The organism is Thermaurantiacus sp., from assembly GCF_053487655.1.
Window position 1 is genome coordinate 1 of the sequence record NZ_JBRCLD010000082.1, and the last position, 18660, is coordinate 18660.

Annotated in this window: 21 protein-coding genes; 7 read left to right on the top strand and 14 right to left on the bottom strand. The window is 66.8% G+C overall.

All coding sequences use genetic code 11. The features are described from left to right. From ACWIQA_RS08240 to argH, 4 genes are all read right to left on the bottom strand, one after another. Nucleotides 1-479, bottom strand: a 479-nt coding sequence (locus ACWIQA_RS08240; protein ID WP_448582589.1) for a sugar phosphate nucleotidyltransferase, incomplete at its 3' end; no start/stop codon positions are given. Then, nucleotides 476-1747 carry a diaminopimelate decarboxylase gene (lysA, locus tag ACWIQA_RS08245; RefSeq protein WP_448582590.1) on the bottom strand — a complete coding sequence of 424 codons (1272 nt, stop codon included), beginning with the start codon at nt 1745-1747 and terminating at the stop codon, nt 476-478. The genes lysA and ACWIQA_RS08240, both read right to left, overlap by 4 nt. After that, complete coding sequence (locus ACWIQA_RS08250; RefSeq protein ID WP_448582591.1) at nt 1747-1992, bottom strand: hypothetical protein; 246 nt, start codon at nt 1990-1992, stop codon at nt 1747-1749. Before ACWIQA_RS08250 ends, lysA begins: the two co-directional genes overlap by 1 nt. Then, the gene (gene argH, locus ACWIQA_RS08255; RefSeq protein WP_448582592.1) at nt 1989-3389 is read right to left on the bottom strand and encodes an argininosuccinate lyase; all 1401 of its coding nucleotides are present in this window, start codon (nt 3387-3389) and stop codon (nt 1989-1991) included. Before argH ends, ACWIQA_RS08250 begins: the two co-directional genes overlap by 4 nt. 133 nt (nt 3390-3522) lie before the next feature. Here argH and ACWIQA_RS08260 point away from each other — a divergent pair, with 133 nt between their 5' ends. Then, complete coding sequence (locus ACWIQA_RS08260; RefSeq protein WP_448582593.1) at nt 3523-3981, top strand: TlpA family protein disulfide reductase; 459 nt, start codon at nt 3523-3525, stop codon at nt 3979-3981. Between the two features lie 82 nt (nt 3982-4063). Here the strand turns inward: ACWIQA_RS08260 and ACWIQA_RS08265 are convergent, their stop codons facing one another. From ACWIQA_RS08265 to ACWIQA_RS08290, 6 genes are all read right to left on the bottom strand, one after another. Further along, complete coding sequence (locus ACWIQA_RS08265) at nt 4064-5044, bottom strand: right-handed parallel beta-helix repeat-containing protein (RefSeq protein ID WP_448582594.1); 981 nt, start codon at nt 5042-5044, stop codon at nt 4064-4066. Then, nucleotides 5041-5754, bottom strand: coding sequence for a superoxide dismutase (locus ACWIQA_RS08270; RefSeq protein WP_448582595.1), 714 nt, complete (start codon nt 5752-5754; stop codon nt 5041-5043). Before ACWIQA_RS08270 ends, ACWIQA_RS08265 begins: the two co-directional genes overlap by 4 nt. A 29-nt stretch (nt 5755-5783) precedes the next feature. Further along, nucleotides 5784-6482: a 2-oxo acid dehydrogenase subunit E2 gene (locus ACWIQA_RS08275; RefSeq protein ID WP_448582596.1), complete on the bottom strand. Its 699-nt coding sequence runs from the start codon at nt 6480-6482 to the stop codon at nt 5784-5786. Between the two features lie 108 nt (nt 6483-6590). After that, nucleotides 6591-6827 (bottom strand): lipoyl domain-containing protein, encoded by a 237-nt coding sequence (locus ACWIQA_RS08280; protein ID WP_448582597.1) that lies wholly within the window; start codon nt 6825-6827, stop codon nt 6591-6593. Further along, nucleotides 6824-7831, bottom strand: coding sequence for an alpha-ketoacid dehydrogenase subunit beta (locus ACWIQA_RS08285; RefSeq protein ID WP_448582598.1), 1008 nt, complete (start codon nt 7829-7831; stop codon nt 6824-6826). Before ACWIQA_RS08285 ends, ACWIQA_RS08280 begins: the two co-directional genes overlap by 4 nt. Continuing rightward, a complete protein-coding gene (locus tag ACWIQA_RS08290) occupies nt 7828-8838 on the bottom strand; it encodes a thiamine pyrophosphate-dependent dehydrogenase E1 component subunit alpha (RefSeq protein WP_448582599.1) in 1011 nt (336 codons plus the stop codon). Before ACWIQA_RS08290 ends, ACWIQA_RS08285 begins: the two co-directional genes overlap by 4 nt. 137 nt (nt 8839-8975) lie before the next feature. Between ACWIQA_RS08290 and glpD the strand changes: the two genes are divergently transcribed. After that, nucleotides 8976-10430: a glycerol-3-phosphate dehydrogenase gene (glpD, locus tag ACWIQA_RS08295; protein ID WP_448582600.1), complete on the top strand. Its 1455-nt coding sequence runs from the start codon at nt 8976-8978 to the stop codon at nt 10428-10430. A gap of 180 nt (nt 10431-10610) precedes the next feature. Here the strand turns inward: glpD and ACWIQA_RS08300 are convergent, their stop codons facing one another. After that, nucleotides 10611-11054 (bottom strand): MliC family protein, encoded by a 444-nt coding sequence (locus ACWIQA_RS08300; protein WP_448582601.1) that lies wholly within the window; start codon nt 11052-11054, stop codon nt 10611-10613. Beyond that, a complete protein-coding gene (locus ACWIQA_RS08305; RefSeq protein ID WP_448582602.1) occupies nt 11051-11671 on the bottom strand; it encodes a glutathione peroxidase in 621 nt (206 codons plus the stop codon). The genes ACWIQA_RS08300 and ACWIQA_RS08305 overlap by 4 nt, the downstream gene beginning before the upstream one ends. 116 nt (nt 11672-11787) lie before the next feature. Here ACWIQA_RS08305 and metZ point away from each other — a divergent pair, with 116 nt between their 5' ends. Genes metZ through ACWIQA_RS08320 form a run of 3 tightly spaced genes read left to right on the top strand, consistent with a single transcriptional unit; the run spans nt 11788 to nt 14221 of the window. Continuing rightward, nucleotides 11788-12993: an O-succinylhomoserine sulfhydrylase gene (gene metZ, locus ACWIQA_RS08310; RefSeq protein WP_448582603.1), complete on the top strand. Its 1206-nt coding sequence runs from the start codon at nt 11788-11790 to the stop codon at nt 12991-12993. Further along, the gene (gene apaG / locus ACWIQA_RS08315) at nt 12990-13406 is read left to right on the top strand and encodes a Co2+/Mg2+ efflux protein ApaG (protein ID WP_448582604.1); all 417 of its coding nucleotides are present in this window, start codon (nt 12990-12992) and stop codon (nt 13404-13406) included. Before metZ ends, apaG begins: the two co-directional genes overlap by 4 nt. Before the next feature lie 14 nt (nt 13407-13420). Further along, complete coding sequence (locus ACWIQA_RS08320; protein WP_448582605.1) at nt 13421-14221, top strand: LysR substrate-binding domain-containing protein; 801 nt, start codon at nt 13421-13423, stop codon at nt 14219-14221. Between the two features lie 107 nt (nt 14222-14328). Here ACWIQA_RS08320 and ACWIQA_RS08325 read toward each other — a convergent pair whose 3' ends face one another. After that, a complete protein-coding gene (locus ACWIQA_RS08325; protein ID WP_448582606.1) occupies nt 14329-15579 on the bottom strand; it encodes an acetyl-CoA C-acetyltransferase in 1251 nt (416 codons plus the stop codon). A 113-nt stretch (nt 15580-15692) separates the two neighbouring features. Between ACWIQA_RS08325 and ACWIQA_RS08330 the strand changes: the two genes are divergently transcribed. Both ACWIQA_RS08330 and ACWIQA_RS08335 read left to right on the top strand, forming a co-directional pair. Continuing rightward, nucleotides 15693-16427: an SDR family NAD(P)-dependent oxidoreductase gene (locus ACWIQA_RS08330; protein ID WP_448582607.1), complete on the top strand. Its 735-nt coding sequence runs from the start codon at nt 15693-15695 to the stop codon at nt 16425-16427. Further along, nucleotides 16427-17608: an acyl-CoA dehydrogenase family protein gene (locus tag ACWIQA_RS08335; protein WP_448582608.1), complete on the top strand. Its 1182-nt coding sequence runs from the start codon at nt 16427-16429 to the stop codon at nt 17606-17608. Before ACWIQA_RS08330 ends, ACWIQA_RS08335 begins: the two co-directional genes overlap by 1 nt. On the opposite strand, the gene ACWIQA_RS08340 is transcribed toward ACWIQA_RS08335, so the two are convergent. Next, complete coding sequence (locus tag ACWIQA_RS08340; protein ID WP_448582609.1) at nt 17605-18606, bottom strand: NAD(P)H-dependent flavin oxidoreductase; 1002 nt, start codon at nt 18604-18606, stop codon at nt 17605-17607. The two genes, ACWIQA_RS08335 and ACWIQA_RS08340, sit on opposite strands and share 4 nt — an antisense overlap. Nucleotides 18607-18660 lie beyond the last annotated feature (54 nt).

Sequence of the window (18660 nt, forward strand, 5' to 3'; positions counted from 1 at the left end):
GCAATGAGGTTGCCGCCCAGCCGGTCATGGGCTTCGACCATCTGCTTGAGGCAGGGTGCGGCCGGATGGTGCAGGAACTCGTCGGGCAGCAGCACGGCAAAGGGCCGCCGGCCGACCGCATGGCGCGCACACCACACGGCATGGCCAAGCCCCAGCGGCTGCTGCTGGCGAGTCGAGATGACAGCGCCCGGCGGCAGCTGCGTCTCAGCAAGGATGGCAAGCTCGCGCTCCCGGCCGCGCTCCTCAAGCGTGCGCACCAGCTCGCCTGGCACATCGAAATAGTCCGCAAGGCTCGCCTTGCCGCGCGCTGTCACCAGCACGAACTGCTGGATGCCGGCCGCGCGTGCCTCGTCGACGGCATATTGCAGCAGCGGCCGATCGACGACGGGAAGCAGCTCCTTGGCAACCGACTTGGTGGCCGGCAGGAAGCGGGTGCCCATGCCACCCACTGGCAGCACCGCGATCTCGACTGCGCTCATTCCCTCTCCTCAAGCCAGGGCGCGATCCGGTCCGCCCCAATCAGCTCCTCATAGGTCTGCCGCGGCCGTACGACAGCCCATAGGCTCCCGTTCACAAGCACTTCCGGGACGAGCGGACGGGAATTGTAGGTGGATGCCATCGTCGCGCCATAGGCTCCTGCCGTCATCAGCGCGACAAGATCGCCAGCCACAAGCGGTGTCGTCGCCCGGTCCTCGGCGAAACTGTCCCCGCTCTCGCACACCGGCCCAACGAAGCTCGCAACCTCGCGCCCCGGCCTTGGCACCACAGCGCGGATATCGTGGAACACGCCATAGAGGGTCGGGCGGATCAAGTCATTCATGCCAGCATCGAGCACCACGAAGCGGCGGCTTGCCCCCTCCTTCACTCGGACCACGCGCGCCACCAGCACGCCGGCATTGCCAACGATGAGCCGCCCGGGCTCGAACACCAGGCGCACCCCCCAGCCCCTGGTCACACGGGCAACCATGGCGCCATAGGCATCCGGCGCTGGCGGCGCGGGAAGTGCTGGATCATAGGGAATGCCAAGCCCGCCGCCGAGATCGACTGTCTCGACCCGGTGGCCAGCGGCGCGCACGTCGGCAATGAGCGCCCCGAGCCGTTCAAACGCCCTCTCCATGGGCGCCAGCTCGGCGATCTGGCTGCCGATGTGGACGGCAAGGCCCTGCATGGCGATCCCGGGAAGCGCTGCACCTTCCGCCCACAGCGCCACAATCCGGTCGGCCGGAATCCCGAACTTGTTCTCGGACTTCCCCGTTGCGATCTTCGCATGGGTCCTTGCATCCACATCCGGATTGACCCTGAGCGCCACGCGCGCAACCCGCCCCATCTGCGTGGCAAGCGCCGAGAGCGCCTGCAGCTCGGCTTCGCTTTCAACATTGACTTGCCCGACCCCGGCCGCAAGCGCTGCCGCCATTTCGCCCGCTGTCTTGCCCACGCCCGAGAAGATGATGCGCTCGGCTGGCACGCCGGCGGCCAGTGCCCGCCGCATCTCGCCTTCGGAGACAACATCGGCGCCATAGCCCTCGCGCGCAAGCAAGCGGATGACCGAGAGATTGGGATTGGCCTTGACCGCATAGGCAAGGAGCGGGTCGATGAGTTCGGCAAGCCCTTGCCGGAACACCCGGGCGTGGCGTGTGATGGTCGCCGCCGAATAGCAGTAGAAGGGCGTGCCAACGGCTTCGGCGAGGCGGTCGAGCGGCACGTCCTCGGCATGGAGGACGCCGTCGTGAAGATGGAAATGGTCCATCAGGGCGGCGGCAGGTCGAACCCGTCGGTGCGGCGCTCGCGGGTGGTGGCCAGCACATCGTCCTGCCGCACTGGCCGTGCTTCGGGCGGCAGCTTCAGCCCGGCCGCCGTGTCGGCTTCGTCCTGTGCGCGCTGCGCGCGGCGCTCTTCCACCGTCCAGTCGGAATCCGCCGGAACCCGGGTCAACGCCCCCTTGTGCCCACAGCTGGCAGCCAGCAGGGCCATCAGCAGCACCACGGGCCTCATGCCAGCGCCTCCAGCCGCCGCCGCGCTGCCGCAACCGCCTCCCGGACTGCCGCCGGCGCGGTCCCCCCCTGGCTCAGCCTTGAGGCAACCGAAGCTTCGACCGAAAGCGGCGCGGATCCTGCATCCGCCAGCCGCGGATCGATGGCAGCCAGTGCGTCAGCCGATAGCCCGGCGAGCCCAACGCCTGCCGCTTCGGCGGCGCGCACCGCACGTCCGGCCAGATGGTGCGCTTCGCGAAACGGCACGCCCTTCGCCTGCACCAGCCAGTCGGCAAGGTCGGTTGCCGTTGAAAATCCGCTCGCTGCCACTTCCCGCATCCGCTCGCGCATGAACGTCACATCGGCCATCATCCCCGCCATCGCTGCGAGAGAGACTTCGAGCAGGTCAGAAGCCTCGAACAGCGGCTCCTTGTCGTCCTGCATGTCCTTGGAATAGGCCAGCGGCAAGCCCTTCATGGTAACGGCAAGGCCAGTCATGAGGCCGAGGATGCGCCCCGAGTGGCCGCGCACCAGCTCGGCCGCATCCGGGTTCCTTTTCTGCGGCATGATCGAGGAGCCGGTTGACCAGGCATCGGGCAGGGTCACGAAGCCGAACGGCTGGCTCGCCCACAGCACCAGCTCCTCGGCCAGGCGCGAGAGATGGAGCGCGCACTGGGTCGCTGCCATCAGATAGTCGAGTGCGAAATCCCGGTCGGAGACGCTGTCCAAGGAGTTGGCCGTGGGCGCATCAAAGCCGAGCAGCTGGGCAGTCAGCGCGCGGTCGATCGGAAAGCCGGTGCCAGCAAGCGCGGCCGAGCCCAACGGGCAGAAATTGAGCCTGGCGCGGGCGGCGCGAAACCGGTCGATGTCACGCAAGAGCATCTCGACATAGGCCATGAGATGGTGGCCGAGCGTCACGGGTTGCGCGACTTGGAGATGGGTGAAGCCAGGCATGATGGTTTGCGCTTCGGCCTCCGCACGGTCGATGAGGATGTGCGCGAAGGCAACAAGCGCTTGCGCATGACCATCGATGGCATCGCGAACCCACAGGCGGAAGCTGGTTGCAACCTGGTCGTTGCGCGACCGTGCCGTGTGGAGCCGGCCGGCGACGGGCCCGATCATCTCGGCAAGCTTGGCTTCGACTGTCATGTGGATGTCTTCCAGCGCCGGGTCCTCGGGAACGCCTTCCGCCTCCCATTTCGCCGCCAGCGCCGAAAGCCCCTCCACAAGCGCCTGGGCATCTTCCGCCGCCAGTATTCCCGTCTCCCCCAGCATCCGGGCATGGGCGATCGAGCCCGCGATGTCATGCCGCCACAGCCGCTTGTCGAAGGGAATGGAGGCATTTATCCGGGCCATGACGGCGTCTGGGCCTTCTGTGAAGCGGCCGCCCCAGGCGCGGTTGGTCGTGGAGCCCGTCATGCGTTGCCTTTCCGTCCTCGCCCTCCTTGCCGCTTGCGGCGCGCCGCAGCCGGAGGCACAATCGCCTAGCGAGCACGGGGGCGCGGAGCAAGGAACGGCCGCGGCGGCCCAGGGCGTTTCCCAGGGCGCTTCCTTGCGGCCCGACCGGCTGCTGCGCGATTTCGCCGGCACGCCAGCACCTCTTATCCCGCTTGAAACTGGCCCTGGCGGCGCCACCGAAACGCTCGCCGATATCCTCGCCGCCAATCCGGGCAAGCCGCTGCTCCTGAACCTCTGGGCCACCTGGTGCGCGCCCTGCCTGAAGGAACTTCCCACCCTCGACCGGCTTGCCGCCGAGACGAAGGGCCGGCTCGTTGTCGTGCCAGTCAGCCAAGACATGGAAGGCTGGCGCAAGGTCTCGCCTGCCTTCACGGCGGAGGCCTACCCCAATCTCAGGACGCGGCTCGAATCCGGCATGCAGCTTGGCGCTGCCCTCAAGGCGACCGGCCTTCCCCTGACAATCCTCTACGGACCCGACGGGAAGGAGGTCTGGCGCTACGCTGGCGATCTCGACTGGTCGAGCCCACAGGCGCGCGCACTTCTCGGCATCTAGGCCATTGCCCGCCGCTCGGCGCATGTGGATTGAGAGGCTCCGCTGTCGGCCAAGGGCAGGCGGCAGCCATGCGGGCGGCCGCTTACGAACGGCAGCGCTCGGTGCCGATCCGCTGCTTGGGGTGCGGACCCGTGACGTCGTTGCCACACAGAGCAACCGCAGGCTCGCCATAGGTGCGGATATAGGGCCGGTCGGCAAATTCGCGCGTAGCCGCGCGCACCTTGTTGCCGCGGATAAGGCAGTCGGTGCAGGCACCGACCGCAATCCCGTTCCAGTCGTCGGTGATGACCTCGTTGTCGAGGATCTGGACCCTTGTGTAGCGGTCCTGCCGCTGGCCGAAGGTGGTAATGCCCTGGCAGGCATTGGGCGCGGGCGTATTGATGACATTGCCACGCACGGTCACGTCGACGAGCGTGCCCCACATCTGGATGCAGTCGCTGTGGTCGCCATCGGCCCAGCGGCCGCCCTTGCCTTCGCACACTCGCCGGTTCCAGCCACCACCCTCGACCCGGCCGTCAGGGAAGGTGCAAGTGGAGCGTATGGGGGAGAGGCTCTCGAAGCGATTGCCTTCCACAAGACCCCGAGTGACGCCCGTCAGATTGAGCCCGTCCGACCGGAGATCGGTGAAGCGGTTGTTGCGGATGGTGATGTCGCTGTTCTCGCGGCGAGTGACGAGGCCTCGGTAGGCATTGGCGAACGTCACGCCCTCGATCGTCACGCGCTCTGCCCACTCGAGGGTGCCGCCATAGCCGTTGAAATTCTCGCCATTGCGGCCCTTGGGCGCTTCCACCGTTCCACCCCGCCAGGTCACATCCCGGACGTGCATCAGCCACAGGCCGCGCATGCGCGCACCCGTTGCATCGACTGTGAGCGGCGTCTTGCGGCCGTGCAGCTGGATAAGACCGCAATCGCCCCGGAGGCGGACGGTGGCACCAGCTGGCGCTTGCCTTGCAACAGCCGCGAAGCTTTCGCAGGTCGCCCGGATCGTCCCGCCGGAAGCAAGGCTTGGCGCTTGGAAACAGGCCACAAGCAGCGCGCCGGCAACAAGGGCAGCAGATCTCATTGCCCAGCCCTTGCGGACTCGAACAGCAGACTTACCTCTTTCCAGTTGACCACGTCCCACCATTTCTGGAGATATTCGCCCCTGCGGTTGCGGTAGGAGAGATAATAGGCGTGTTCCCACACGTCATTGCCGAGGATGGGCCGGCCCTTGACTTCGGCAAGGTCCATCAGCGGATTGTCCTGGTTTGGCGTGGTGGTGATCGCAAGCCTGCCATCGGCCCTGACGATAAGCCACACCCAGCCGGAGCCGAACTGGCGCAACCCGGCCTCTTCGAACTGGCGCCGCAAGGCAGGCAGGCTGCCGAAGTCCCGGGTGATGGCCGCAAGCAGCGCCGGGCTCGGCTGGCCGCCGGTGCCGGGCGGCGCCATCAGGCTCCAGAAGAAGCGATGGTTCCAGTGGCCCCCGCCGTTGTCGCGGATGGCTTTGGGAAGTGTGGACATGCGCGCCATCAGCGCCTCGAGCGAGAGCTTCGCCAGCGCCGGGTCGGCAGCGACCGCGCGGTTCAGATTGTCGACATAGGCCCGGTGGTGGGCACCCCAGTGGAGCCGCATGGTCTCAGCATCGATGACGGGGGCGAGCGCGTCGAAGCCATAGGGCAAGGGATCGAGCACATGCGGGCCCTTGGGCGCTTCCGCTGCAGGCGCTGCCACAGGCTGCGCCAAGGCCGGCCCGGCAGCCAGCAGCAGCGCTGCTGCGATCATGTTGCGCATCCGTCTCTCCTTTCTGCCCCGGGGCCCCTCTAGGGCGGCGCGCGGCCTGGGCCAACCCCTGTGGCTTGAGGGAGCGGCTGCGGCGCTTCAAGCGCGTCGCAAAGCGCGGTCAGGAATTCGCCTGCTGGCGCCCCATCGATTGCCCGGTGATCGACGGTGAGCGAAATCCCCATGCTGCCGTCGCGGCCAATGGTGCCAAGCCCGATGATCGCCGTCTGCGGCCGGTTGAGGATGGGCGTGAAGTGCCTGACCCGCGTCAACCCCAGGTTCGAGATCGAGATGGTCGCACCCGACATTTCCCGGACTGTCAGCTTGTTCCGCGGCGCCCGCGCAACGAGGCTCGCCCGCTCGGCGGCAATGGTCGGCAGGTCCTTCCCCGCACAGTCGAACACGCACGGCACCGCCAGCGCCCCCGGGAGCGCGATCGCCACACCGACATGAATTTCGGCCTGCGGCACCACTTCGCCCTCGACTTCCAGGGCATTGAACAGCGGAAATCGCGGAAGGATGCGGGCGAGCGCGTGGATGACGAGATCCTCGTAACCCACCTTCACACCCGCCGCCTTCCACGCCGCGCGCGCCGAAGTCATGGCGGAGGCATCGGCATCGGCGAAGAAGCTGAGCTGGGCGGTTGTTGCCAGCGACTCCGCCATGCGCCTCGCAATGACCCCGCGCACGCCCGTGAATCGCAGGGCAGCCGGCTTTGCCAGCGAGGGATCCTCTGTCACGTTGGTCGCGCTTGGGCCCTGGTTGCTGCAAAGCCGCGGCCTGCCGCACCGCCCAGGCACACGTCCAGCCCAGCGGCGCAAACGCAACCGGGGCCCGCCGCCGTTGCGTTACTCAATGACTGCAACCTCGTCGCCCTTGTTCACCACCACTTCCGGCTCCACCCGGATGCGAAGCGTGCCAGATGCTGGCGCCACCAGTTCAAGGGTCACCTTCTCGACCAGCACTTCGGCAATGAGGTCGCCCTCCTTCACCTGCGCCCCGTCCTTGTAGAGCCAGACCACGATCGAGCCGGTCTTGTCGTCCTCGTCCCAGAGGTCGTTGGGAATGATGACGGGCGTCGTCATGCCATGAGCTTTCGTGCTGCGTCGGCGATCCGCCCGGCAAGCGGCAAGATGGCCTGCTCAAGCGGGCGGGCAAAGGGGATGGGGATGTCGGGTGTGGTCACCCGGACTGGGGGTTTCTTGAACAGGGTCGGGTCCCGCTCGGTGACGGTTGCAATCACTTCCCCAGAGACCCCGTAGGACATGTAATCCTCATCCGTCACAATAAGCCGGCCGGTCTTGCCGACACTCGCCACGATTCCGTCACGGTCGAGCGGGACAAGCGATCGCAGATCAACGACCTCGGCCGAAATCCCCTCTTTTTCAAGCTCGTCCGCGGCCTTCAGGCTCTCGTGCACGCTCATGCCAAGCCCGGTGATGGTGACATCCCTTCCCTCGCGATAGACTCGCACCTTGCCGAAGGGGACGGTGTAGGGCGCCTCCGGCACTTCCGCGAGCGTCGTCTTGATGGGCGTTCCCATCCACCCCACCCCGGCGGTGCCCTTGTGGGTCAGGAAGATGACGAAATTCTCGTCACGAAGCGCCGTGTGCAGCATCCCCTTCGCGTCATAGGCGTTGGAGGGATAGACCACCTTCGCGCCCGGAATATGGGCAACAGTTGCATGCAGGCACTGCGAATGCTGGGCCGCATTGTTGTAGCCCCCGCCGGTGCCAATGAGAAGCGTCATCGGCACCTTGACTGCGCCGCCAGACATATAGTGGGTTTTTGATGCCGTATTCAGAAGCACATTGTAGCACACGCCGATGAAGTCGATGTAGGCAAGATCGACCACGGGGTGCATGCCCGCCATCGCCGCGCCTGCCGCCATGCCGATGAAGCCGGTCTCGGAAATGGGTGTCGAAATCACCCGCTCGGGGCCATATTTGGCGCCAAACCCGTCCATGGTCCCGAAGATCCCGCCAAACTTGAAGACATCCTCGCCAAGACAGAAGATCTCCGGCCGGCGCTCCATTTCCCAGTCCAGCGCCTCGCGGCCGGCACGGCTCATGGTAAGGATACGGCTCATGCGGCTTCTCCCGTCCGGTGGTCACCACTTGTGCTGGCAAACACATGGTCAAACGCTTCGGCCGGCTCGGGATAGGGCGCGGCCTTGGCGAATTCTATGGCTTTTGCCATCCGCGCCTTCGCCTCCGCTTCGATGGCATCGGCTGCGTCTGCCGTCAGCACGCCCTCGCGGATGAGCTTCTCGCGGTAGAGCGGAATGGGGTCCACCTGCTTCATCTGCTCCGGGATATAGGCCTGCTGGTCGCCCATGAAGTGACCGGCCAGGCGCGCGGTCTTCACCTCGAGGATGGTGCCGCCCTCGCCAGCCCGGGCCCGGGCCACTGCGCGCACGGCCGCCTCATAGATGTCGTCCGGGTCGTTGGTGCCGACCCACTCGCCCGCAAGCCCGTAGGCGCTCGCCCGGTCGGCATTGCGCTCAATGGCCGTTGATTCCGACTTGGCAGTCGAGACTCCCCATTCATTGTCCTGCACCACCGTAATCACAGGGAGCTTCCACAGCCCCACCATGTTGAGGACTTCATGGAAGGCGCCTTGGTTTGCTGCCCCCTCGCCAATGAAGGCAAGGGCCACGCCGGGCCGCTTCTGGAGGCGCCGGGCCAGTGCCATGCCGGCCGCAACCGCCATGCCTTCGGCAATGATGCCTGACGAGGCGAAGTTCACGGCTGGATCATAGATGTGCATGTGGCCGCCCTTGCCGTGCGAGAGGCCCGGCTTCTTGCCGAGAAGCTCGGCGGCCATGCGGTCGAGATCGACTCCGCGCGCGACGGCCACATGGTGCGGCCGGTGATCGGCCGTGATCATGTCCTCCGGGCCAAGGGCAGCGCAGATCCCCGCCCCCACCGGCTCGGCGCCGTTGGAGCAGTGGAGCTCGCCTGGAAGCGGCCCGGCCCCGAACTGGAAGATGGGGAGCTTTCCTTCCCAGTAGAGCGCGATCATCGCATCATCAAAGGCGCGCGAGAGCGCCATGGTGCGGAAGAAGCCTTGTCGAAGCTCGGCCGTCAGTCCCATTCGTTCCTCCTCCCGCTCTTGCCCGCGCGCCTCGCCCTAGCCCAAGGGCCAGCACCAACAGCCCTGTTGCTTGTGGCAGATAGGCCCCCGGCCTGCTCCCCCTGCCCTGTTGCGCTGCCGCATGCTAGGCTCGCGCCATGGGTGGAAGCTCGATCCCCGACCTCGTCATTCTCGGCGGGGGTGTCAATGGTGCGGCCATCGCCCGCGACGCTGCCGGGCGCGGGCTTGCTGTCACCCTTCTTGAGTCGGGCGACATCGGCGGGGCCACCTCGTCCGCCTCGACGAAGCTCGTCCACGGCGGCCTGCGCTATCTCGAGTTCGGCGCCCTAGGCCTTGTCCGCAAAGCGCTCATCGAGCGCGACCGGCTGCTCGCTGCTGCCCCCCACATCAGCTGGCCGCTCCCCTTCCTTTTGCCCCTTGTCCCCGGCGGCCGGCCGGGCTGGATGCTCGCTTGCGGCCTCCTCCTCTATGACCATCTCGCCCGCCGCCGTCAGGTGCCTGGCGCCTGCCGAGTCGATCTTCGGGCCGAAGTCGCTGGCGGTGCGCTGAAACCGGGGATCCGCCACGCCTTCCGCTTCTTCGACGGCTGGGTCGATGACGCCCGCCTCGTCGTCCTCCTTGCCCGCGACGCGCATGACCGCGGCGCTGACATCCGGGTCCGTGACGGCGCCGTGCGTGCCCGCTTCGCCGATGGTCTCTGGCAGGTGGAGACAGCCTCGGGCCAGCGGCTTGCCGCCCGCCACCTTGTGAACGCAACGGGCCCCTGGGCCGAGACGGTCGCGCGCGATCTCCTCGGCCTTGCCGATCCGCCCCGGCTCCGGCTGGTCCAGGGCGCCCATCTCGTCACCCGGCGGGTCAACCGCACCGAGGAGGCCTTCCTCCTCCAGCAGGAGGACGGCCGGATTGTCTTCCTCCTCCCCTATGCGCGGGACTGGTCGCTCGTCGGCACGACCGAAACGCCAGTCGCCCAGCCGGGAGACGCCGCGATCACGCCGGCGGAAGAAGCCTATCTGCTCGCCGCTGCCAACGCCGTCCTTGCCCGCCCTCTCACCCCGCAAGACATCCGCCACCGCTTCGCAGGCGTGCGTCCGCTGATTCTCGAGGAGGGGAAGAGCGATCGCGAAACCACGCGCGACTGGCGCTTCCACATCCATGAGCGTGTGCCCGCAACCACCGTCGTCGGCGGCAAGATTACGACCTTCCGCCGGCTCGCCGAAGATCTCGTCTCGCACCTGTTCCCAAAGACAAGGCCCTGGACTCGCACGGCCACACTCCCCGGCGGCGACGTCCCTGATCTCGGCGGCAAGACTGCGCGCGCCAACTTCCTGCTGTGGTTGCGGGCGCTGAAGGCCCGCTTTGCCGACCATGACCCGGCCCTCGTCGAACGGCTCGCCAGCCTCTATGGCACCGAGGCGGAAGCAATGCTCGCCGGAGGCTTGGGCGAACGGCGGCCTTCGGGCCTGTTCGAGGCCGAAGTCGCCCATCTTGTCGCGCGCGAATTCGCCCGCACGGAGGAAGACATGCTCTGGCGCCGGACGAAGCTCGCACTCACACTCGAGAAGCGACCGCTCCGCCCTCGCGTCCGCGCCTGAGGGGGGGCGCCCGCTGGACCTGCACGGTGTCGGGGAAGCTTCGCTTCGCGCCCGCCCGCTTCGGCGGGAGTCGTCGGTCAGGTCCGCCCTCCGCCGGTCGGCAAAGCCGCCGGCTGGCGGTTGCCGGAACCCGCCGGCCGGGCCTGCGGCGAGTCGAAGGCCAGCTTCGCCGCCTTCGGCCTACCTTTTCTTGCAGGTCCGCTTGACTTCGGCCGTTACCATGCTGTCGGTCCCTTCGGGAAAGTCGGCAAGCGTCGCCTCATCCCCCTTGGTCCACCAAACGAGGCCCTTGCCCGCCTCGAGCCCGATCTCGGCCACATAGCGCGCGCCGGATGCCGCTGGAGTCTGATTGAGGCGGATGTCATAGCCTTGGATGACCAGCGCCACATCGGCAACGCCGCCCGGCCCAGTGCCATAGATGGCAGTCACTGGCATCCCGCCCTCGCACTCATAGGCGACCGACTGCGAGACGGTCACGCTCGGGTCGACCGGAAGCGCATCAAGCGGCACCCGCCTTGCCTCGGCGCCGCGCGCCAGCGCTTGCGCTGCCTCCTCCTTCGTCACTTCCTTCGGGCCGCAGGCGGCAAGCGCCACGAGCAGAAGGGCAAGGAGACCCCTTGTCACGCGCCGAGCGCCTTCTCGATTGCTGCTGCCAGCTCGGGGCTGCCGGGTTCCACTGTCGAACCAAAGCCGGCGATAAGCCGGCCGTCACGGCCAACGAGGAACTTGTGGAAATTCCATTTCGGCTCGTTGTTGCGCGCAAGGGTCGCACGCGCCCACTGGTAGAAGGGCGCAGCGCGGCTGCCCTTCACATGCGCCTTCTCAGTCATCGGGAAGGTGATTCCAAAGCGGGTCTCGCAGAATTCCTTGATCTTCGCGTTGTCCTCATATTCCTGGCCCATGAAGTCGCCACTGGGGACACCGATCACCGTGAACCCCTTGGCCCGGTAGCGCTCATGGAGCTTCTGCAAGCCATCATATTGGGGGGTGAACCCGCACATGCTCGCCGTGTTGACAACCAGCATCACCTGCCCCCGGAACTGGGCCAGCGGCAGCGGCTTGCCGTCGATCCGGGTCATGGTGAAGTCGAAGGCGGTCCGCGCCTGGGTTGCACTTGGCTGCGGCGTTGCTGCCGTCTGGGCAATCGCCTCGCTTGCGCCATAGCGCCCCGTCGCTGTCACCGACATCGCAACGCCCGCAAGAAGCGCGGCGCCCCCCAGCACATAGGCCCACTTCCGCATCAGGCTCTCCTTCATCCGACCGCTGTTGGGCGCGCGCCATATCGCAACGCTCCGGCAGCGTAAACCAGATGCCGCCGGGCTTGTCGCCCTTCCCGCACGCGCCTAAGCCCGCTGGCATGAGGCACGACGCCGGCCAGGATCCGGAGGAGACGGCGCGCTGGCGCATGGCAACGCGGGCCGTGCGCGGCGGGACTGCGCGCTCGCCGCATGGCGAGACCAGCGAAGCGCTGTTCCTCACCTCGGGCTTTGCCTATGAGAGTGCTGGCGAGGCTGCTGCCCGCTTCCGCGGCGATGTCGTCGGCATGACCTACAGCCGGCTCCAGAACCCCACAGTTGAGATGCTCGAGCACCGCCTCGCCCTTCTCGAAGGCGCCGAAGCCGCCCGGGCGACGGCAACCGGCATGGCGGCGATGACAGCAGCGCTTCTTGCCACCCTCTCGGCTGGCGACCATCTGGTTGCCGGGCGCGCCCTCTTCGGCTCCTGCCGGGTCCTCGTTGACACCATCCTGCCTCGTCTCGGGATTGCGACCACCACAGTCGATGCCCGCACGCCCGAAGCGGTCGAAGCTGCTTTCCGGCCAGAAACGCGCGCCGTCTTTCTTGAGACTCCCGCCAATCCCACGCTCGACATCGTCGACATCGAAGCCGTGGCTGCCATCGCCCATGCCCGCGGGGCGCTTCTTATTGTCGACAATGCCTTTGCAACGCCCCTTGTCCAGCGGCCGCTTGCACTCGGTGCTGACATCGTCGCCCATTCCGCCACCAAGCTCATGGACGGCCAGGGCCGCGTGCTCGCCGGCGCCATCCTTGGCAGCCGGGCGTTCATGACGGAAACCCTCCTCCCCTTTGTCCGCCACACGGGGCCCAACCTCTCGCCCTTCAACGCCTGGGTGGTGCTGAAGGCGCTTGAGACCTTGCCGCTGCGCCTTGCGCGGGCGGCCGAAAATGCCTTGACCCTCGCCCGCTTTCTCGAACCCCGCGTGCCAACCCTCTATCCCGGGCTTCCTAGCCATCCCCAGCATGCGCTCGCCATGCGGCAAATGGCAAATGGCGGCACCATCATCACGCTCCAGCTCGAAGGCGGCACCCAAGCGGCCCACGCCCTCCTCGATGCGCTTCGCCTCATCGACATCTCGAACAACTTGGGGGATTCGAAGACCCTCATGACCCATCCCGCCACCACCACCCACCACAGCGTCTCGCCGCAAGTCCGCGCTGAGATGGGCATCACGGAGGGCACGCTGCGGTTGTCCGTCGGCCTTGAGGATGTCGAAGACCTGATGGAAGATCTCGACCAGGCCCTGCGGAGCATCGGCGCATGAGCCTCATGGAACAGCTCTTCCCCTTCCACGCCACGACAGACGGCATCACCGTCCGGGTCCAGCCCCATTATGCGCCAGAACACAGCCAGCCCGCCGCCGGTGCCTTTATGTGGCGCTACCATGTCCGCATCGAGAACCACGGCAGCCAACCCGTCCGCCTCATTGACCGCCACTGGATCATCCGCGACGCACACGGCCGCCGCGAAGACGTCGAAGGCCCCGGCGTCGTCGGCGAGCAGCCGCTCATCCCGCCTGGCGGCGCGCATGACTATGTCTCGGCCTGTCCGCTTGGAACGCCTTCCGGCACCATGGAAGGAAGCTATGGCATGGAGTGGGCCGATGGCACCCGCTTCCGGGCCAAGATCCCGCTCTTCGCCCTCGTCTCCCCCGAGAGCCGGCGCACTGCCAACTAGGCCCGGCAGCTGTGATGCGCCGCTCGCTCCTGCCGTTGAATGCGCTCCGGGTGTTCGATGCAGCGGCGCGCACCCTTTCCTTCGCCAAGGCCGCAGACGAGCTCGCCGTCACCCCAGCCGCTGTCGGCCAGCAGATCCGCGCCCTTGAAGAAACGCTCGGCGTCATCCTGTTCCGCCGCTCGCCCAAGGGCCTTGAACTGACGCCCGAAGCCGAAGCTGCGCTTCCAGCACTCCGCGCTGGCTTCCTCGGCCTTGAGGAGTCGGTTGAAACCCTGCTCTCCGGCCAGGCGGCCACCCGGCTTGCCATTGCCGTTGCCCGCGGCGCTCTGCGCCACTGGCTTGCACCCCGGCTCGAGACCTGGCTTGCCGCAAACCCGACCGCCTCGGTGCGCATCCTGCCGCTCGACGCTCCTGTCGATTTCACCCAGGCCAATGTCGATCTCGCACTCTCCTTCGGCCCGCCGCCCGATGCCGAAGGCGTCTTCGGCCGCAAGCTTGCAGACGAAGCCGTGGTCCCCGTCGCGCGCCCCGGCGCACCCGACCGGCCAGTTTTGTGGCGCGCAATCGAGCAGGCCCATGCTGCCCCCGGCGCCATCCTGGTGAGCGATGCCGGCGCTGCGCTTGAATGGGCGCTCGCTGGCCTTGGTGTCGCCCGGGTGCCGCAGACGCTTGCCACGGCCATGCTGGCCTCCGGCGATCTCGAGATTCGTGGGCCTGCGGAACCCATCGCCGAGGCCTACTGGCTGTGCGCACCTGCCCCACAGTGGAAGAGCCCGAAGGTCCGCGCCCTTGTCAGCGCCCTGCTTGCCGCCTGACCTGCCAGAAGGGCGCGCAGGCCCGCCCGCATCCCCGCGCCCGGAAGCGGCCGGCCAGGATGGCGCCGGCAGCGCCCCGAGCCCCGGCCGGGACGCACTGCGCCCTCCTAGATGCGTTCGATGATGAGGGCAGGCGCCATTCCTCCAGCTGCGCACATGGTGACAAGCCCGCGCCTCAAGTCCTGCCGTTCGAGCTCGTCCAGGAGGGTGCCGATGAGGATTGCCCCCGTCGCGCCGATGGGGTGGCCAAGCGCGATCGCCCCGCCGTTCACATTCACCTTGTCACGGTCGAGGCGCAAGTCGCGGATGAACTTCTCGGCAACAACTGCAAAGGCTTCGTTCACTTCGAAAAGGTCGATGTCCTCCAGGCGAAGCCCGGCCTTCGCCAATACTTTCCTGGCCGCCGGCACGGGCGCGTTCAGCATGAGCGTGGGGCAATCGCCCATGTTGGCCATCGCAACCACGCGCGCACGGGGTTTGAGGCCATGTTTTTCGGCATAGGCCTTCGATGTCACTAGCACCGCCGCCGCGCCATCGACCACGCCTGAGGAATTGCCGGCATGGTGCACATGCTGGATGTCAAGGTTCGGGTATTTCTGGCGGATAAGGCCAGCAAAGGTCGTGCCCTCGGAGTCGAGCGGCAGGTTCGCGATCTTCGCAAACGCCGGCTCAAGGCTCGCCAGCGCTTCCGCCGTGGTCTCTGGCCGCGGATATTCCTCCCTGTCGAGTGCGACCGAGCCATCCTCATTGAAGACCGGCACCAGTGATTTTTCGAAGCGCCCTTCGGCAATGGCCTTGGCCGCGCGCTTCTGGCTTTCAAGCCCCAGCGCATCGAGATCCGCGCGGCTGATGCCCTCGATGCTGGCAATGGCATCGCCACACACGCCCTGGTGTGACTGCGGGTGGATCTCCTGCAGCCGGCGGTTGCCCGCGCCCATCAGCATCGGAGGCAAGCCGGCAGCGCGCTCTTCTTGCGCCATGGTCGCAGTCAGGCTCATCATCTCGGTCCCGCCTGCCACGATGCAGTCCTCAAGCCCCGACATCACCATGCCGGCTGCGAGGTTGACGGACGTAATCCCGCCGCCGCAGAAGCGGTCGAGCGTCATGCCGGAAGAGCGAACGTCATAGCCAGCATCGAGCGCTGCCATCCGCCCCAGGTCGCCGCCCTGCTTTCCCTTCTGGGTGGAGGTGGACCAGATGACATCGTCAACCGTTGCCGTATCAAGGCCGTTGCGCTCCGCAATCGCTTTCAGAACCGTTGCTGCCAGGTGCTGGGGGTGGAGATGCGCGAGCGCGCCCTTCCCCGCCTTGCCAATGCCCCGCGGCGTCCTGACCGCATCGATAATGAGCGCCTCCATGCTTCGTCTCCCGTCTCGGTCTTGCCTGCCCCATGCGCCTGCCACCCGCCGTTTCCACCTGCCGGATTGGCGAGCCCTTGACCCCCTGCCAACACCAGCGCAACCCAACGCCCATGGATCCGCTCTTCGACTTCACGGGGCTGCGGGCGCTTGTGACTGGCGGCAGCCGCGGCCTTGGCCGACAAATGGCCCTCGCCCTTGCCGCCCGCGGCGCCGATGTCGTCATCGCCAGCCGCAAGCTTGCCGCCTGCGAGGCAGTGGCCACCGAGATTGCGGCGCTTGGCCGCCGCGCCGTCCCCATCGCCGCCAATGTCAGCCTCTTTGACCAGTGTGATGCGCTGGCACAAGCTGCATGGGCTGCGCTCGGCGGCATCGACCTTCTCGTCAACAACGCTGGCTCTGGCCCCCGCATGCCTTCACCCGAAGTGAGCGAGGCCCTGTTCGACAAGGTGATCGCACTGAACGCCCGGGGCCCGTTTCGCCTCGCAAGCCTCCTTGGCGAGCGGATGCGGGAGAAGGGCGGTGCCATCCTCAATATCTCGTCCATTGCCGCACGCATCCCCATGCCGGAAGTCGTGCCCTATGCCATGGCCAAGGCCGCACTCGAGGCCATGACGGCAGCCCTTGCCCACGAGTTTGCCCCCACAGTCCGCGTGAATGCGATTGCCGCCGGCCCTTTCCTCACCGACATTGCCAACGCCTGGCCCGAGGAGGCCCGCTCCACTGCCCCCAATGCGCTCCGCCGCCCCGGCCGTCCGGAGGAGATTGTCACTGCTGCCCTTGCCCTTCTTGCGCCTGCTTCGAGCTTCATCACCGGCGCCGTGCTGCGGGTCGACGGAGGCCATTGATGCCACGCGTCTGGCACGAAGGCGGAATGGATGAGGAAAGCTTCGCAGCCTTCGCTGACCAGCTCAGCCGCTATGTCCGCGAGCGACTCATCCCTGCCGAGCCCGAAGTGCTTGCCGCCGACCGCGTGCCCGAGGCGATCCTCGAGGAGATGCGCAGCCTCGGCCTCTTCGCCATCACCGTGCCCCAGGCCTTTGGCGGCGCTGGCATGAACGTCTCCCAATATATTGAGACCATCCGCCTCCTCTCGCACGCTGCACCCGCCTTCCGCTCGGCCATCTCCATTTCGGTCGGCATGGTCTGCTCGGCTGTGAAAAACGCCGGCACCGAGGCGCAGAAATCGCACTGGCTGCCCCGCATCGCCGCCGGCATGATCACGTCCTTTGCCCTCACCGAACCTGGCTCGGGATCGGACTCCGCCGGCCTGCAGACAAGGGCCTTGCGCACTTCTCACGGCTGGCGGCTTTCTGGCACCAAGCGCTACATCACCAATGCGCCAATGGCCGAACTCGCCCTCGTCATGGCCCGCACCCACCCCGAGCGCCTCCCCGGCAATGCCCATGTCTCCGCCTTCCTGGTGCCGATGGACCGGCCCGGCATCACCGTCGGCCAGCCCGATCGCAAGATGGGCCAGGGCGGCAGCCAGATCGCCGACATCATCTTGGACGACGTCCTTGTCGGCGAAGAGGCGCTCCTCGGCGGCCAGGAGGGCATCGGCTTCCGCGCTGCCATGCAGAGCCTCGACAATGGCCGGCTTTCCGTCGCAGCTGCTGCGACTGGCTATGCCCGGCGGATCCTTTCAACGGCCACGCGCTATGCCACCGAACGCGAGGCTTTCGGCGAAAAAATTGCGAACTTCCAGCTGATCCAGGCGATGCTCGCCGACAGCGAGACCGAAATCTATGCTGCCGAATGCATGCTGGCCGATGCCTGCCGGCTTGCCGACAGCGGCAAGCGCATCACCATCGAGGCAGCAGCCACCAAAATCTTCGCATCCGAAATGTGCGGCCGGGTGGCCGACCGCTGTGTCCAGATCCATGGCGGCGCTGGCTACTTGGCCGAATATGCAGCGGAGCGCTTCTTCCGCGATGCCCGCCTCTATCGCATCTACGAGGGCACGACGCAAATCCTGCAGCTCGTCATTGCGCGCGCCATGCTGAAAGCGCTTGCCACCGAAGCCTAGGCCGCAGCCGCGACTGAATGTGCGCGCATGCTTGGGATTCGCTGGTCGAGGATGGCCTCCGCCTCGGCGATGATCCGGTCGATGAGCTCGGCGCAAGTGGGGATGTCGTGGATGAGGCCCTGGGCCATCCCAGCCCAGAAAACGCCCTTGGAGAGGTCCCCGGTCTTCAGAAGCTCGGCGCCCGCCTTGCCTGAGACCAGCTCAGCGACATCGCTGAACTGCGCGCCCGGCTGCGCGAGGCGCCGGGCCACTTCGTCCGAGACTTCGGATTTGCCAACGCGCGCTGTATTCTTGAAGTTGCGAAAGATGAGGTGCGTGCCGCGCTCGTCGTTCTCGATATACTTCTGTTTCACATTGGGGTGAATGGGCGCCTCGACAGTTGCACAGAAGCGGGTTCCCATGTTGATGCCCTCAGCGCCGAGCGCGAGGGCGGCCACCAGGCCGCGGCCATCCGCGAACCCGCCGGAAGCAAGCAGCGGAATCTTCACCTTGTCGGCTGCCGCCGGAATGAGGATGAGGCCGGGGATATCATCCTCGCCGGGGTGGCCAGCGCATTCGAACCCATCGATTGAAATCACATCGACACCCTTGCGCTCGGCCGAGAGCGCGTGGCGGACAGCCGTGCACTTGTGGAGGATGAGCGTGTCATGCCGGCGCAGCACTTCCCAGACTTCGGCAACCGCCTGGGTGCCCGCCGTCTCGAAGATCCGGACTCCCTCGGCAAGCGCCGCCTTGGCATAGGCGACATAGTCGGGGCGCATCATCGTCGGAAAGACGGTGATGTTCACGCCAAACGGTTTCGTCGTCAGCGCCCGGCAGCGCTGGATCTCCTCGCGCAGCGCCTCAGGGCTCGGCTGGGTCAGCGCCGTCAGGATGCCAAGCCCGCCTGCGTTCGAGACGGCCGACGCAAGCTCCGCCACGCCGACCGACTGCATGCCCCCCTGCACAATGGGATGGGCAATGCCAAGAAGCGTGGTGATGCGGGTTGCAAACGGCATCAGAAGGCTCCTTCCCGGAAGACGGCGCCTGCCCTGCGCTTGCGGGAAGCAGCC

Coding starts and splice junctions, on each gene's coding strand:
- lysA (WP_448582590.1), bottom strand. CDS start 1,747: ATGGACCATTTCCATCTTCACGACGGCGTCCTCCATGCCGAGGACGTG.
- ACWIQA_RS08250 (WP_448582591.1), bottom strand. CDS start 1,992: ATGAGGCCCGTGGTGCTGCTGATGGCCCTGCTGGCTGCCAGCTGTGGG.
- argH (WP_448582592.1), bottom strand. CDS start 3,389: ATGACGGGCTCCACGACCAACCGCGCCTGGGGCGGCCGCTTCACAGAA.
- ACWIQA_RS08265 (WP_448582594.1), bottom strand. CDS start 5,044: ATGAGATCTGCTGCCCTTGTTGCCGGCGCGCTGCTTGTGGCCTGTTTC.
- ACWIQA_RS08270 (WP_448582595.1), bottom strand. CDS start 5,754: ATGCGCAACATGATCGCAGCAGCGCTGCTGCTGGCTGCCGGGCCGGCC.
- ACWIQA_RS08280 (WP_448582597.1), bottom strand. CDS start 6,827: ATGACGACGCCCGTCATCATTCCCAACGACCTCTGGGACGAGGACGAC.
- ACWIQA_RS08285 (WP_448582598.1), bottom strand. CDS start 7,831: ATGAGCCGTATCCTTACCATGAGCCGTGCCGGCCGCGAGGCGCTGGAC.
- ACWIQA_RS08290 (WP_448582599.1), bottom strand. CDS start 8,838: ATGGGACTGACGGCCGAGCTTCGACAAGGCTTCTTCCGCACCATGGCG.
- glpD (WP_448582600.1), top strand. CDS start 8,976: ATGGGTGGAAGCTCGATCCCCGACCTCGTCATTCTCGGCGGGGGTGTC.
- ACWIQA_RS08305 (WP_448582602.1), bottom strand. CDS start 11,671: ATGCGGAAGTGGGCCTATGTGCTGGGGGGCGCCGCGCTTCTTGCGGGC.
- metZ (WP_448582603.1), top strand. CDS start 11,788: ATGAGGCACGACGCCGGCCAGGATCCGGAGGAGACGGCGCGCTGGCGC.
- apaG (WP_448582604.1), top strand. CDS start 12,990: ATGAGCCTCATGGAACAGCTCTTCCCCTTCCACGCCACGACAGACGGC.
- ACWIQA_RS08320 (WP_448582605.1), top strand. CDS start 13,421: ATGCGCCGCTCGCTCCTGCCGTTGAATGCGCTCCGGGTGTTCGATGCA.
- ACWIQA_RS08325 (WP_448582606.1), bottom strand. CDS start 15,579: ATGGAGGCGCTCATTATCGATGCGGTCAGGACGCCGCGGGGCATTGGC.
- ACWIQA_RS08330 (WP_448582607.1), top strand. CDS start 15,693: ATGGATCCGCTCTTCGACTTCACGGGGCTGCGGGCGCTTGTGACTGGC.
- ACWIQA_RS08335 (WP_448582608.1), top strand. CDS start 16,427: ATGCCACGCGTCTGGCACGAAGGCGGAATGGATGAGGAAAGCTTCGCA.
- ACWIQA_RS08340 (WP_448582609.1), bottom strand. CDS start 18,606: ATGCCGTTTGCAACCCGCATCACCACGCTTCTTGGCATTGCCCATCCC.